Origin of the sequence: Schumannella luteola (assembly GCF_013408685.1) — a bacterium.
Lineage (GTDB): Bacteria > Actinomycetota > Actinomycetes > Actinomycetales > Microbacteriaceae > Schumannella > Schumannella luteola.
Genome location: NZ_JACBZY010000001.1, coordinates 3,703,856 through 3,717,276, shown reverse-complemented (window position 1 = coordinate 3,717,276; position 13,421 = coordinate 3,703,856). Strand labels below are relative to the sequence as shown.

At 72.2% G+C, this 13,421-nt stretch carries 13 protein-coding genes; 8 read left to right on the top strand and 5 right to left on the bottom strand.

Annotation, left to right across the window (positions count from 1 at the left end; translation table 11 throughout):
• The first annotated feature begins 4 nt into the window (after nt 1-4).
• The 3 genes from BJ979_RS17085 to BJ979_RS17075 are packed head-to-tail and all read left to right on the top strand — an operon-like array spanning nt 5 to nt 3,998.
• Nucleotides 5-1,198, top strand: a complete 1,194-nt coding sequence (locus BJ979_RS17085; RefSeq protein WP_179569777.1) for an NAD(P)/FAD-dependent oxidoreductase — start codon at nt 5-7, stop codon at nt 1,196-1,198.
• Nucleotides 1,195-3,057 (top strand): glycoside hydrolase family 15 protein, encoded by a 1,863-nt coding sequence (locus BJ979_RS17080; protein WP_343046751.1) that lies wholly within the window; start codon nt 1,195-1,197, stop codon nt 3,055-3,057. Before BJ979_RS17085 ends, BJ979_RS17080 begins: the two co-directional genes overlap by 4 nt.
• A 44-nt stretch (nt 3,058-3,101) precedes the next feature.
• Nucleotides 3,102-3,998: an SDR family oxidoreductase gene (locus tag BJ979_RS17075; RefSeq protein WP_179569775.1), complete on the top strand. Its 897-nt coding sequence runs from the start codon at nt 3,102-3,104 to the stop codon at nt 3,996-3,998.
• Nucleotides 3,999-4,066: 68 nt separating this feature from the next.
• On the opposite strand, the gene BJ979_RS17070 is transcribed toward BJ979_RS17075, so the two are convergent.
• A complete protein-coding gene (locus BJ979_RS17070; RefSeq protein WP_179569773.1) occupies nt 4,067-4,306 on the bottom strand; it encodes a hypothetical protein in 240 nt (79 codons plus the stop codon).
• A 276-nt stretch (nt 4,307-4,582) separates the two neighbouring features.
• Between BJ979_RS17070 and BJ979_RS17065 the strand changes: the two genes are divergently transcribed.
• Genes BJ979_RS17065 through BJ979_RS17050 form a run of 4 tightly spaced genes read left to right on the top strand, consistent with a single transcriptional unit; the run spans nt 4,583 to nt 8,477 of the window.
• Nucleotides 4,583-5,149: a DJ-1/PfpI/YhbO family deglycase/protease gene (locus BJ979_RS17065; RefSeq protein WP_179569771.1), complete on the top strand. Its 567-nt coding sequence runs from the start codon at nt 4,583-4,585 to the stop codon at nt 5,147-5,149.
• A 33-nt stretch (nt 5,150-5,182) separates the two neighbouring features.
• Nucleotides 5,183-5,464, top strand: a complete 282-nt coding sequence (locus BJ979_RS17060) for a hypothetical protein (RefSeq protein WP_246286797.1) — start codon at nt 5,183-5,185, stop codon at nt 5,462-5,464.
• Nucleotides 5,461-6,924, top strand: a complete 1,464-nt coding sequence (locus BJ979_RS17380; protein ID WP_218853933.1) for an alpha/beta fold hydrolase — start codon at nt 5,461-5,463, stop codon at nt 6,922-6,924. The genes BJ979_RS17060 and BJ979_RS17380 overlap by 4 nt, the downstream gene beginning before the upstream one ends.
• Nucleotides 6,921-8,477 carry a GMC family oxidoreductase gene (locus BJ979_RS17050; RefSeq protein ID WP_179569769.1) on the top strand — a complete coding sequence of 519 codons (1,557 nt, stop codon included), beginning with the start codon at nt 6,921-6,923 and terminating at the stop codon, nt 8,475-8,477. Before BJ979_RS17380 ends, BJ979_RS17050 begins: the two co-directional genes overlap by 4 nt.
• A 59-nt stretch (nt 8,478-8,536) precedes the next feature.
• Here BJ979_RS17050 and BJ979_RS17045 read toward each other — a convergent pair whose 3' ends face one another.
• Together BJ979_RS17045 and BJ979_RS17040 are read right to left on the bottom strand one after the other, a co-directional pair.
• On the bottom strand, nt 8,537-9,280 hold the full coding sequence (locus BJ979_RS17045; RefSeq protein ID WP_179569767.1) for a GntR family transcriptional regulator: 744 nt from the start codon (nt 9,278-9,280) through the stop codon (nt 8,537-8,539).
• The gene (locus tag BJ979_RS17040; RefSeq protein ID WP_179569765.1) at nt 9,277-9,891 is read right to left on the bottom strand and encodes a TetR/AcrR family transcriptional regulator; all 615 of its coding nucleotides are present in this window, start codon (nt 9,889-9,891) and stop codon (nt 9,277-9,279) included. Before BJ979_RS17040 ends, BJ979_RS17045 begins: the two co-directional genes overlap by 4 nt.
• A 108-nt stretch (nt 9,892-9,999) precedes the next feature.
• Between BJ979_RS17040 and BJ979_RS17035 the strand changes: the two genes are divergently transcribed.
• Nucleotides 10,000-11,022, top strand: a complete 1,023-nt coding sequence (locus BJ979_RS17035) for an aldo/keto reductase (protein ID WP_179569763.1) — start codon at nt 10,000-10,002, stop codon at nt 11,020-11,022.
• 92 nt (nt 11,023-11,114) lie between these two features.
• Here the strand turns inward: BJ979_RS17035 and BJ979_RS17030 are convergent, their stop codons facing one another.
• Both BJ979_RS17030 and BJ979_RS17025 read right to left on the bottom strand, forming a co-directional pair.
• Nucleotides 11,115-12,122, bottom strand: coding sequence for a sugar phosphate isomerase/epimerase family protein (locus BJ979_RS17030; protein ID WP_179569761.1), 1,008 nt, complete (start codon nt 12,120-12,122; stop codon nt 11,115-11,117).
• Between the two features lie 54 nt (nt 12,123-12,176).
• Nucleotides 12,177-13,373: a Gfo/Idh/MocA family protein gene (locus BJ979_RS17025; protein WP_281360931.1), complete on the bottom strand. Its 1,197-nt coding sequence runs from the start codon at nt 13,371-13,373 to the stop codon at nt 12,177-12,179.
• Nucleotides 13,374-13,421 lie beyond the last annotated feature (48 nt).

Sequence of the window (13,421 nt, the reverse complement as noted above, 5' to 3'; positions counted from 1 at the left end):
GCGCATGGCTGACACGCGCTTCGACTACCTCATCGTCGGCGGCGGGATGGTCGCCGACGCTGCCGCCCGCGGCATCCGCGAGTTGGACGACGCCGGCACGATCGGCATCCTCAGCGCCGACGTCGATCCGCCCTACACGCGGCCTGCGCTCTCGAAGAAGCTCTGGACCGATCCCGACTTCGAGTGGGACCAGGTTCCGCTGAACACCGTCGACGAGACCGGCGCGACCCTGCGCTTGAACACGCAGGTCACGGCCCTCGATCGCGCCGGGAAGACCGTGACCGCCGATGACGGCGCGGTGGTCGGCTACGGCCGGCTGCTGCTCGCCACCGGCAGCGTGCCGCACGAGCTGGATGCGCCGGATGACGAGCGGATCATCCACTTCCGCTCGGCCGAGGACTGCCTGCGCCTGCGCGGCGAGCTCTCGCCGGGCGCGCGCGTCGTGGTGGTCGGCGGCGGCTACATCGGCGCCGAGCTGGCCGCTGCCCTCGTGCAGAATCGGGCGCGGGTCACGCTCGTGCACCCCGACGAGGTGCTGGGCGGATCGACGTTCCCGCCCGCCGTCGCGACGACCTACGAGAAGCTGTTCGCCGACGGCGGGGTGTCGCTGCGCGGCGGACGCCGCGTCGAGCAGGTGACCCTCGACGGCGACGCGCTCGCCGTGCATCTCGACGACGGCAGCGCTCTCGGTGCCGACCTGGTCGTGGCGGGGCTCGGCGTCGCGCCGGCGACCGCGCTCGCCGAGGAGTCGGGGCTCGAGGTGGACGACGGCGTCGTGGTGGATGCGCGGCTGCGCACCGCCGACGCGAGCGTGTGGGCGGCCGGCGACATCGCCCGCTACCCCGATGCGATCCTCGGCCGCACGCGCGTCGAGCACGTCGACCACGCCACCGAGTCCGGCCGGGCCGCCGGGCGCGCGATGGCCGGCGCCGACGAGACCTACACGCACACGCCGTTCCTGTACTCGCAGGTCTTCGGCGTGCGCTGGGAGGCCGTCGGAGCGCTCGACGCCGGACTCGACACCGTCGAGGACTGGATCGAGCCGGACGAGCAGGCGGTCGTCTACTACCTCGACGACGTCGGCACGCCGGTCGGCGTGCTGCTCTGGGCGATCGAGGATCGCACGGATGCGGCGCGCGCCCTGCTCGCCGACCCGCCGGCATCGCGCGATGAGCTCATCGGCGCGATCCGCCCGTGAGCGCACGTTCCGGCAGCAGGACGTCGGGCGCCGGGTCGGCGGACGCGACCCCGTCATCCAGGACCCCGTCATCCACGACCCCATCGTCCGCCCCGATCGAGGATCACGCCGCGCTCGGCGACGGCCGCACGGTGGCGCTGGTGGATCGCCACGGGACGATCGACTGGCTGCCACTGCCGGGCCTCGACGACGCCCCGGTCTTCGCGCGGCTGCTCGACGAGCAGAACGGGGGGTGCATCGAGCTCGCGCCGGTCGCCGAGCACACCATGACCCGACGCTATGTGCCGGACACGAACGTTCTCGAGACCCGGTACGAGACCGAGCACGGCGTGGTGCGCGTGCGCGACGCGCTCGTGACCGGGGTCGCGGGACGCCTGCCCTGGGCCGAGCTCGTGCGGCGGATCGAGGGCGTCGAGGGACGCGTGGTCATGCAGTGGCGGGTCGCGCCCGGCATCGCCTTCGGCACCCGCTCACCCTGGATCGACAGCGGCGACGCCGAGCGCGGCGTCATCCGGGCCGGCGACCTGACGATCGGGATCGTGACCGGCAACGTCGGCACGCCCGATCCCGTCGACGACTCCCCGACGGATGCGGTCGGCGCCCGCTTCCGCACGTCGCCCGGCTCGGTGCACGTGCTCGGGCTCTCGGCCACCGACGACGAGCCCCTGCACCAACCCGACCCGCTGCGCGCCGGCGAGGCCATCGACCGCACGATCGCCGCCTGGCGCACCTGGTCGAAGGAGTTCGGCTACGACGGCCCCTGGCGTGACGCCGTGCAGCGCAGCGCGCTCGCGCTCAAGCTGCTCATCCACTCGCCGTCGGGCGCCATCGCCGCCGCGGCCACCACCTCGCTGCCCGAACGGGATGCCGGAGACAAGAACTGGGACTACCGCTTCGCCTGGGTGCGCGACCTCGCCTACACGGTCGGCGCGCTCGTGCAGTTCGGTCTGCGCGAGGAGACCCATGCCGCGCTGTCGTGGCTGCTGCGTTCGATCAAGGCCTCGGCGCCGGATCTGCACATCTTCTACCGGCTCGACGGGCGGGTGGACGGTGAGGTCACCGAGCACGAGGACACGGCCGGCTGGAACGGCATCGGCCCGGTCGTGACAGGCAACCCCGCCGGCGCGCAGCTGCAGCTCGGCGTCTACGGCGACCTCTTCGGCATCGTGCGCTCGTACATCGCCGAGGCCGAGGGCAACGTGCTCGACGTGGCCACCGGCGAGCTGCTCGCCGACATCGCCGACCGGGTCTGCGACCGCTGGCGCAGTCGCGACAGCGGCATGTGGGAGCTGCCCGAGACGCGCCACTACGTCTCGTCGAAGATGGGCTGCTGGCAGGCGCTCGACGCTGCGATCGATCTCGCCGCGCGCGGTCAGATCATCGATCGCCGCGACCGCTGGGAGCCGGAACGCGAGCGCATCCGCTCCTGGATCGACGAGAACGGCTGGGATGAGCGCCGCGGCGCCTACACGATGTGGCCGGGCTCGAGCGAACTCGACGTGTCGGTGCTGCTGCACGCGCCGAGCGGCTTCGACCGCGGCGAGCGGATGTCGCGCACGATCGACGCGATCGACGCCGAGCTCGGTGCCGGCGGCGGTCGGCTCTGGCGCTACACCGGCATGCGCGAGGAAGAGCATCTCTTCGTCGCCTGTGGCTTCTGGGCGACGGCGGCGCTCGCCTGCGTCGGCCGGGTGCCCGAGGCGCGGGAGCGCATGGACTCGCTCGTCGGCGACGCGAACGACGTCGGGCTGCTCGCCGAGATGGTGACGGTCGACGGGGCCTTCCGCGGCAACTTCCCCCAGGCGCTGAGCCATCTGGCGTTGATCGACGCCGCCATCAAGATCCGCGATCTGGGCTGACGGCGCCGCTGTCGCATTCCCGCCCGCGAGCGAAGGAGACCTGCATGTCCGACCAGTACCGCTTCATCGATCCGCGTCACGCCTACCCGGTGATCTCACCGCCCGTGCAGCAGCAGCCCGAGCCGGGGTTGCAGTCGCAGGCCGATCCGGTTCCCGACCTCGGCGAGGAGACCTACCGGGGGACCGGGCGGCTCGCGGGCCGCAAGGCCCTGATCACCGGCGGAGACTCGGGCATCGGCGGCGCGGTGGCGATCGCCTACGCGCGCGAGGGCGCCGACGTCGTCATCAGCTACCTGCGGGAGGAGCAGAGCGACGCCGATCACGTGCTCGAGCACATCCGCGCCGCCGGACGCATCGGCGTCGGCGTGCCGGGCGATCTCAGCGAGCGCGGCTTCCCGGCCGAGCTCGTCGCGCGCGCCGTCGAGGAGCTCGGCGGGCTGGATGCGGTGGTCAATGTCGCCGGACGCCAGCTGTGGGTGCCCGACATCGCCGACCTCAGCGAAGAGCAGTTCGAGGCGACGTTCCGTACCAACGTCTTCGCCGCCTTCGCCATCGTCAAGGCCGCGGTGCCGCATCTCGCGCCCGGGTCGACGATCATCAACACGGCGTCCGCCGAGGCCTACTCGCCGGCGCCCGACCGGCTCGACTACGCCGCCACGAAGGGCGCCATCAACAACCTCTCGAAGGGGATGGCGCAGCAGCTGATCGAGCGCGGCATCCGCGTCAACGTGGTCGCCCCCGGGCCCACCTGGTCGGTGCTGCAGGTCACGCAGGGCGTCGACCCCGAGAGCCTGCCCGAGTTCGGATCGAGCGAGGCGCCGATCGGCCGAGCCGGCCAGCCGGCCGAGATCGCGCCCGCCTACGTCTACCTCGCCTCGGGGGAGTCGAGCTTCACGGTCGGCGCCACGCTCAGCGTGAACGGCGGCATGATCACGCCCTGAACGCTCGACGGCAGACGAACGCCCCGGTCGGTCCGACCGGGGCGTTCGTCTGTCGCAGTGCGGCGAGATCAGCTCTGCGGGGCGCCGCCCGAACTCGGGTCGTCGTCGCCCTCGGTGTCGGGCGCCGAGCCGTCCGGCACGACGTCGGGGTCGGTGCCCTGCACGCCGTCGCCGTCCGCGCCGGGCACTCCGCTGCTGCCGTCGTCGCCCGGGACCGAGCTCGGCGTGCCGTGCGGCGCGATCTCGCTGTTCTCCAGCTCCTCGCCCGGTCCCTCGCTCGCTCCGGCGGGCAGGTTCTGGTCGCTCATGGTCGCTCCTTCCGTTGTCTGCAGGTCGTGGAAGTCATCCCACGCCTCCGCGCCCGGGCGCGGGCGGGATCCCTGCCCGCGCACAGGCGGCGGTCGGGTCACGGTCGGCTTCTGCGGCCGGCGGGACCATCGGGTGCGTGTCAGGTGGCCGTCGGATGCGCGCCCGCTGGGAACGCGCACCGGCATCGTCGCCGCGCTCGTAGCGTCGCTCGCGACTCCCGGGACTGGTGCGATCCGCATCGCCACCCGGATGATCTCGATTCATCGGAGGCTTCCATGACCGACTCCTCGCAGCTGCACGGCAAGAAGATCGCGATCGTCGTGACCAACTACGGCATCGAACAGGACGAGCTGGTCCGCCCCCGCCAGGCGGTCATCGACGCGGGCGGCCAGGCCGTCATCGTCGCCGTCGAGCAAGGCGACGTCGCGACGCTCGTCGGCGACAAGGACCCGGGCGCGACCCTCGCCGCGGATCTGACCATCAGCGCAGCCGACGCCGCCGACTTCGACGCGCTGATCATCCCCGGCGGAACCATCAACGCCGATTCGCTCCGTCTCGAGAACGACGCGATCGCCTTCGTGTCGGACTTCGTCGAGGCAGGCAAGCCGATCGCCGCGATCTGCCACGGACCCTGGGCGCTCGTCGAGACGGGAAGGGTGAGCGGCAAGACCCTCACCAGCTACGCCTCGCTGCGCACCGACCTGACGAACGCCGGCGCCACCTGGGTCGATGAGAGCGTGCACGTCGACCGCGAAGCGGGGTGGACGCTCGTCACCTCGCGCGATCCCGACGACCTGGACGACTTCACCCGCGAGCTCGTGACCGCCTTCGCGGCGGCCTGAGCCGTATCCATCGAACGACGAGAAGAGGACACCATGAGCAGCATCCAGCGCGACGCGATGAAGCGTCTCAAGAAGGCCGTCCAGGCCGGACCGCTCGACCCCATCGGCGCTCTGCACCGCGGCGGCATCCGCAGCGAGTGGGCGTTCGCGGCCGGGTTCGGATCGATCGCGCTGAGCTTCCTCGCCTGGCTCGCGTCGCGGGCGAAGCCCGGCGACGACCGAGCGCAGTCGGATCGCTGGGGGCTGTTCGTGGGGCACTGGGCGCCGACCTTCTTCGCGCTCGGACTCGCCCTCCGCTCTGAGGAGCGTCACTGAACGCCGGAGCGCCCGGACCGTCGGCGCACGCCGACCCCGGGCGCCCGACTCTGTTCGCGCTGCACTCGCTCGGCTCGAGCGCCCGCGAGTTCGACGCGCTGCGCGCCGAGCTGGCCGACGAGATCGACGTCGTCGGCCTCGACCTGCCCGGCTTCGGCGATCTCTCCGATGCGGAGGGGACCGCCGCCGGCACCGACGTGGATGCGATGGCGCGGTCGGTCGTCGAGCGCATCGCGACGATCGCCCCGGCGCGCTGGATGCTGCTCGGCCACAGCATGGGCGGCAAGATCGCGACCGTCGTCGCCGCGCGGACGCTCCGCGGCGAGGCCCCGCTGTTCGGGCTCGCCGGCGTCGTGCTGGTCGCGTCGTCGCCGCCGTCGCCGGAGCCCATGGATGACGCCCGGCGTGCGGCGATGCTGAACTGGGCCGCGGAAGGCCGCGTCAGCGAACTGCACGCCCGCAGCTTCGTGCTGGCGGATCTCGCCGACTCCGACGCCGCCGACCACGACGCCCTGCCTCGCCCCGAGCTCGATCGCGCGACCGACGATGTGCACCGGGCGAGCCCCGAGGCGTGGCGCGCCTGGCTCGAGCGCGGAAGCCGCGAGGACTGGTCGGTCGCCGTCTCGGGCTCCGACTTGGCGACCCCGTCGCCGGTTCCCGCGCTGATCCTCGCCGGCGTCGCCGACGGCGACCTCGACGCCGATGCGCAGCGCCGGCTCACGGCGCCCCACTTCGCGCGTGCCGAGGTGCGCGAGATCGCGGACGCCGCCCACCTCATCCCGATCGAGCAGCCCGCGGCGCTCGCCGCGGAGGTGCGCCGTTTCTGGCGTGAACGCGCCGGGCTCGGCCCGACCGTCCCGAGCGACTTCGGGCGCGTGCTCGCTTCGGCCAGGACGACGTCGCGCACGCGTGCGGCGCTCGCCGCGCGCGCCCTCGCCGACGACCCCGACTATGCGCCGAACGTGCTCGACACCGAGCAGCTCGACCGCCTCAGGCTGCTCGCCGACCACCTCGTGCCGCAGCCCGGTCCGGCGATCGACCTCGCCGCCCGCGTGGATGCTCAGCTCGCGACCGGCGTGGGAGACGGCTGGCGTCCGGCGGATGCGCCCTCCGATCCCGAGGCCTACCGTCGCGGACTCGATGCGCTCGCCGACTGGGCGCGCATCCCCGATGCCGACGCCCGCGGCGAGGCGCTCGACCGGCTCGGGGAGGGCGACCTCGAACCCTGGCTGGAGGACGCGGCGGTCGACCTGACGCGGCAGTGGCTCGCGCATCCCGCCACCATGGCTCTCATCGGGTTCGACGGTGTCGCGACCGGCGGCGACACCGAACGCCAGTCGGGCTTCGCCGAGCTGCGCGCGGATCGCGCCGAGAGCTGGGAGCCGCTGCCTGACCCGGCTGCGCGACCACCGGGCATCACCAATGGCGCGGGCCGATCGACGACGGAAGGCGAGGCATGAGGCTCGACCGCCAGCGCACCTACTCCGATGACGAGACCGTGGATGTCGTGGTCGTCGGCACGGGCGCCGGCGGCGCTCCGCTGCTCGCCTCCCTCGCCACGCACGGTCTCCGTGTCGTCGCCCTCGAAGCCGGCGACAACACCGAGCCGCGTGACCACACCCCCGACGAGATGCTCGCCGCCCAGCAGATCAACTGGATGGACGACCGGCTCAGCGGCGGCGCCGACGCCACCGCCTTCGGCCCGAACAACTCGGGTCGTGGTGTCGGCGGCTCGATGCTGCACTGGGGCGCCTTCGCTCCGCGGCCGGATGCGCGCGACCTGCGACTGCGCAGCGAGAGCGGTCTCGGACGCGACTGGCCGATCGCGCACGCCGAGCTGACCCGCTGGATCGAGCAGGTCGAGCGCTTCGTCGGCATCTCCGGCCCCGAGCGCTACCCCTGGGATCCCTCGCGCCGCTACGAGATGCCTCCGGTCGCGCGCAACGCCTCCTCCACGGCGATGCTGCGCGGGGCCGAGGCCCTCGGCATCACGGCGACCGACGGCCCGGTCGCTGTCGCCACCCGCGACCGCGAGCAGGAGCACTGGGGCCTGCGGCACGCCTGCGTCAACGCCGGAACCTGCCATCAGGGCTGCCGCACGGGCGCGAAGGTCACGATGGACACGAGCTATCTGCCGCTCGCCGTCGCCCGCGGCGCCGAGATCCGCTCGGGCGCGATGGTCGTCGACATCGAGACGGATGCGCGGGGCCGCGTCAGTGCGGTCGTCTACCGTCGCGACGGCGCTCTCCGCCGCCAGCGCACGGCTGCTCTCGTGCTCGCGGCGGGCGGCGTGGAGACGCCGCGTCTGCTGCTGCACACCGGTCTCGCGAACGGCAGCGGCCAGGTGGGCCGCAACTTCCTCGCCCACGGCGCCACCCAGGTGTGGGGGCGCTACGACGAGGACATGCGCGCCTACCGCGGGTACCCCTCGTCCATCATCACCGAGGATCTGCTGCGCCCATCCGATGCCGACTTCGCGGGCGGATACCTGATCCAGAGCCTCGGCGCGCAGCCGCAGACCCTCGCGACGACGCTCGCCCGCGGTGGCGGGCTCCGCGGGGCGGAGCTGATGCGGTGGATGCGCGACTACCGTCACCTCGCCGGCGTCGGCATCAACGCCGAGTGCCTGCCCGACGACGGCAACCGCCTCACGCTGAGCGATGAGATCGCCGCCGACGGCCTGCCGCGCGTGCGCGTCGATTTCAGCGCCGGCGAGAACGAGAAGCGCCTCCGCGCCCACGCGATCCGCACCATGGTCGCGCTCGTCGAGGCGGCGGGGGCGCGCGAGACGATCGTGCTCGATCGCACGGCCCACACGATCGGCACGGCGCGCATGGGCTCCGACCCGGGAGACTCGGTCGTGGACGACGAAGGTCTCAGCTGGGAGGTGCCGAACCTCTGGATCTGCGACAACTCGGTCTTCCCGAGCGCCCTCGCCGCGAACCCGGCTCTGACGATCATGGCGCTGAGTCTGCGCACCGCCGACGCGCTGCGACGCTCGGCGGGGCGCTGACACGATCAGAGATCGATCATGTAGCCGGGATTCCGATGGAATTGACGGAGCACGACGGCTCAGAAGTGCGTCGTCGTCTCCCACCTGACCAGGTCGCCGCGGAAAAAGGTTCGGCTGTACTCGACCGGCGCGGCCTCGTGCGCTGTCATCGTCTGTTCGACGACCAGCAGGGGGGCGCCGTCGGTTATGCCGAGGAGATCGGACAGCGGCGCGGTCGAAACGGCAGCGTGAAGGACCTCGGTGACGGTGTCGACACTGCGGCCGTGCTGAGCGGCGAGGGCGGGAGGCAATCGGGCTAGCGAGATGTCGTCGGGGATATCGGCGACGGGATGGTCGGGCACGAAGATCTCGCCTGCGCTGACAGGGACAGCTCCCGACCGTCGAATCCAGCTCACGCGGTGCACGGTCGCCGTCGGCTCGAGGCGAAGAGCGCGAACGACATCGGGCTCGGCCGAGACACGCGCGACGTCGATGCCCTCGACCGCGGCATCAGGATGCTGGCGTTCGAGCCGTGCGCGGATGCCGACATGATCCTCGGCCCCGTTGCGCGACGAGTCATCGCCGGCGACGTAGGTGCCCTTGCCCTGCACACGCCGAAGCAGGCCCTCGTCGCTGAGCCGGACGAGCACCTGGCGCGCCGTCATACGGCTGATGCCGAAATCCAGCGCGAGCTCGTTCTCCGAGGGGATGCGCTGGCCGGGTCCCCAGTCGCCGCTCACGATGCGGCCGCGGAGGATGCGCGCGAGCTGTTCGTGCAGCGGGATCGGGGACGAGCGGATCAGCGCCCGTCTCGGCCTGCTCATCGCGAGCTCCCCGCGCCGTAGCGCAGGCCGTCGACGAGCAGGTGCACGAGGCGCTCCGACTGGGCGGCGTCCTGACCCGAGCTGAGGCGGGAGACCGCGACGAGCAGATCCTCGGGCTCGATGCCGGCACGGATCTCACCCGCCGCCTCGGCGCTGTCGAGCAGGCCGCGCAGCACCGGTCCGAGCGTGCCGAGGAAGTAGTCGGGCAGTGCCGCATAGGCGGTGTCGCCGGAGTGAAGCGCTGCCCCGAGCCCGCGCTTGGCGGCGACGAAGCGGGTGTAGCGCACGAGCCAGGCGGCGACCGCGTCGCCGGGGGAGTGCGCCGCGGCGATCGCGGGGGCGTCGGCGGCCGCTGCATCCACCTCGGTCGTGAAGACGGCCTTGACGAGATCGGAGCGCTGCGGGAAGTGGCGGTAGATGGTGCCGACGCCGACCCCGGCGCGCGCGGCGATCTCGCGCATGGGCGCATCCACGCCGCTCTCGGCGAAGACCTCCTTCGCGGCGGCGACCACCGTCGCGAGGTTGCGCTGGGCGTCGGCGCGGGGCCGGCGGGCCGACGCCGGCGTGCTCGGGGGCGCGCTCGAGTCGGACACCGGAGGGGATGCGGACATGGGGCTCCTTGCAAAACCGGAACAACGTTCCGTATAGTTCCGGAATGCGGTTCCGGTTATCCGATGATAGCCCGCCGGATCGCATCCACTCCAGGTGAAGGAACACCCATGCAGCACCGCACCCTCGGTCGAACCGGAATCAAGGTCAGCCCCTTCGCGCTCGGCGCCATGTCGCTCGGCGGCTTCGGCACCGCCGACCGCGACGAGGCGACCCGCATCATCCACCGCTCCCTCGATGCCGGCATCAACTTCGTCGACACCGCCGACATGTACGCCGACTCGGAGGAGGTCGTCGGCCTCGCGCTGAAGGGCCGCCGCGACGACGTCGTGCTGGCCACCAAGTTCCACGGCCCGATGGGCGAGGACCCGAACCGGCGCGGCAACTCGCGTCGCTGGATCATGACCGCCGTCGAGGACTCGCTGCGCAAGCTGCAGACCGACCGCATCGACCTCTACCAGGTGCACCGACCCGACCCGAGCGTCGACATCGACGAGACCCTCTCGGCCCTCACCGACCTCGTGCGCTCGGGCAAGGTGCGCGCGATCGGCACGTCGAGCTTCCCCGCCTCGCAGATCGTCGAGGCGCAGTGGATGAGCGAGCGCCGCGGCTTCGAGCGCTTCCGCACCGAGCAGCCGACCTACTCGATCCTCAACCGCTCGATCGAGGGCGAGATCCTGCCCCTCGCCCAGAAGTACGGGATGGGCACGCTCGTCTACAGCCCGCTCGGCGGCGGCCAGCTCACCGGCCGCTACCGCAAGGGGCAGCCGATCGAGACGCACCGCTCGCAGATGCCGTTCTCGTACCTGCGCGACGAGCGCCGTCTCGACGTCATCGAGCAGCTCATCCCCGTCGCCGAGCAGGCGGGGCTGTCGCTGACGCACCTCGCGCTGGGCTTCGTGCTCGCGCACCCGGGCGTGACGAGCGCGATCATCGGACCGCGCACCGAGGCCCAGCTCGACGACCTGCTCGCCGCGAGCGAGGTGCGGCTCGACGACGCGACCCTGGATGCGATCGACGCGATCGTCGCGCCCGGCACCGACGTCACGCGGCTCGACATGAGCTACCAGGCGCCCGAGGTGCTGGATGCCGGCCTGCGCCGCCGCCCGCTCGCGGAGCGCAGCGCCGCCTGAGACGGCTCGAGCGCGGGCCCGGGTTCCGAGCGCGGGGTAATGACACCCGGCGCTCGGAACGCAGACCCGCGCTCGGCGGGATCAGCTCAGGATCAGAGCGACGCCTGCAGGGCCGCGTCGGCGTCCTTGAGCACGGTCGCGGCGACCTCGATGCCCTCGATGCGGCCGAGCTCGACATCCTCGTGCTCGATGTTGACGAGCATCTCGGGGTCGACCTCGTGCAGCGCGCGCAGGAACTCGGTCCAGTACGCGGTGTCGTGCCCCTTGCCGAGGGCGACGAAGTCCCACGCGGCCGGCTTCGGCCACTCGTTCGCCCACTCGTCGCCGCCCAGGTTGGTGCGGTTCTCGCTCGGGTCGAGGCGGCGGAAGCCGTTGTCGAGCACGCCCTGCAGTGCGGCGGTCTCGGCGTTGACGCGCACATCCTTCGCGGCGGCGTGGAAGACGAGCGGGCCGAGCTCGCGCACGACCGCCACCGGGTCCATCTGCTGCCAGAACAGGTGCGAGGCGTCGAGCTCGACGCCCACGTGCGTAGCGCCGGTCAGCTCGACGAGCTTGTGGACGTCGCGCGTGTTGAACACGAGGTTCTGCGGGTGCAGCTCGAGCGCGACCTTGACGCCGTGATCGGCGGCCAGGCGGTCGGTCTCGCGCCAGAAGTCGGCGGCGATCCTCCACTGGTAGTCGAGCACGTCGAGCGCGGCCGAGTTCCAGGCGTTGACGATCCAGTTCGGCACCGTCGCGCCGGGCTCGCCGCCCGGCAGGCCCGACATGGTCACCAGGCGGGTCTGGCCGAGGCGCGCGGCGAGGCGGATCGAACGGCGGATGTCCTCCGCGTGCTTCTCGCCGATGACCGGGTTGGGGTGCAGCGGGTTGCCGTTGGCGTTGAGGCCGGCTGGCTGGACGCCGGTGCCCTCGAACAGGCCGAGGAAGTCGTCGCGCGCGGCGTCGCTGACGAGGATGTCGTCGATCGTCGGGATGTGCACGGCCGGCAGGAAGCCGCCCGAGTTCAGCTCGAGACCGGTGAGGCCGAGATCGGCGACGACCTTGATCGCCTCGGGCAGAGTGCGGTCGTGGAGGATGGCGTTGTAGAGACCGAGTCGCATGGTCGGGTCTTCCTGTCGTGGGTGATTCGTGTCGATCGGGAGTCGTGACCGCGGTCAGACCGCAGCGGGGATGCTGACGCTCGCGCCGTCCTGCGCGGCCGACTGAGCGACCGAGTCGAGCAGCACCATGTTGCGCACGCCGTCGTCGAAGCTCGCGTTGCGCGGCAGCGAGTCGGCCTCGGGCAGGCCGGCGACCTCATCCAGGAACGCACGGGCCTGCACGGCGAAGCCCTCGTTCTGGCCGAAGCCGACGCCCTGCACGTCGATCGGCGCGCCGCCGGCGACGTACGGGTGCGCTCCGCCGAGCAGGATGCGGCGCTCGCCGCGCTGGTCGGCCGGTCCCTCATGCAGGAACAGGTGCACCTCGCTGGGGGTGTGCTGCTCCCAGCGGGCGGAGCCCTTCGAGCCGTAGACCTCGAGCACGAGGCCGTTGGCGAAGCCGGCGGCGACGCGCGAGACCTCGACGCTGCCGGCCGCGCCCGAGGCGTAGCCGACCGAGAAGGTGGCGTAGTCGTCGTTCTCGACCGTGTCGAGCTCGTCGCTCACGGCGGTGACGCCGTGGCCCGAGACGGCGCCGAGCGGCTTCGGGCGCTGCGGGATGACGGTGGCGAAACGGCCGCCGCTGACACTGGCGACGGGTCCGCCGATGAACTCGGTGAGGTAGGCGACGTGGCTGCCCACGTCGGCGAGGGCGCCCGAGCCGGGGTCGCCCTTGAACCGCCAGCTGATGGCGGTGTTCGGATCGGCGGCGTAGTCGGTGAGGTAGCGGCCGCTGACGTGGAAGATCTCGCCGAGCGTGCCGTCCTGCACGAGCTGACGCAGGAAGGCGACGCCGGGCGCACGGCGGTAGGTGAAGCCGACCCGGGCGACGGTGGATGCGGTGCGGGCGGCCTCGGCCATGGCGCGGGCGCTCTCGATGGTGTCGCTGAGCGGCTTCTCGCAGAGCACGTGCTTGCCGGCGGCGAGCAGGCCCTCGACGATCTCGCGGTGCAGGTGGTTGGCGACGACGACGCTGACGACGTCGATGTCATCCGCCTCGGCGATGGACTGCCAGGAGGTGTCGTGGCGCTCGTAGCCGAAGCGGCGGGCGCCGGCTTCGGCGAGGGGCTCGTAGGCGTCGGCAATCGAGACGAGCCGCACGGGCGGCAGCACGCTCTGGAACAGGGTGGGGGCGGTGCGGTAGGCGGCGGCGTGGGCCTTGCCGGCCATGCCCGCTCCGATGACGGCGACGCCGATGTCGTTCGTGCTCAAGGGTCTCTCCTGGTCGTGGTGGCTGACGCCGGCGCGGTGCTGCGGCAT

Bases quoted from the DNA above. Each gene is read 5' to 3' on its own strand.
- BJ979_RS17070 (WP_179569773.1), bottom strand. From the start codon at position 4,306: ATGAGCGACCAGAACCTGCCCGCCGGAGCGAGCGAGGGACCGGGCGAG.
- BJ979_RS17040 (WP_179569765.1), bottom strand. From the start codon at position 9,891: ATGTCCGCATCCCCTCCGGTGTCCGACTCGAGCGCGCCCCCGAGCACG.
- BJ979_RS17075 (WP_179569775.1), top strand. From the start codon at position 3,102: ATGTCCGACCAGTACCGCTTCATCGATCCGCGTCACGCCTACCCGGTG.
- BJ979_RS17030 (WP_179569761.1), bottom strand. From the start codon at position 12,122: ATGCGACTCGGTCTCTACAACGCCATCCTCCACGACCGCACTCTGCCC.
- BJ979_RS17065 (WP_179569771.1), top strand. From the start codon at position 4,583: ATGACCGACTCCTCGCAGCTGCACGGCAAGAAGATCGCGATCGTCGTG.
- BJ979_RS17060 (WP_246286797.1), top strand. From the start codon at position 5,183: ATGAGCAGCATCCAGCGCGACGCGATGAAGCGTCTCAAGAAGGCCGTC.
- BJ979_RS17050 (WP_179569769.1), top strand. From the start codon at position 6,921: ATGAGGCTCGACCGCCAGCGCACCTACTCCGATGACGAGACCGTGGAT.
- BJ979_RS17035 (WP_179569763.1), top strand. From the start codon at position 10,000: ATGCAGCACCGCACCCTCGGTCGAACCGGAATCAAGGTCAGCCCCTTC.
- BJ979_RS17085 (WP_179569777.1), top strand. From the start codon at position 5: ATGGCTGACACGCGCTTCGACTACCTCATCGTCGGCGGCGGGATGGTC.
- BJ979_RS17045 (WP_179569767.1), bottom strand. From the start codon at position 9,280: ATGAGCAGGCCGAGACGGGCGCTGATCCGCTCGTCCCCGATCCCGCTG.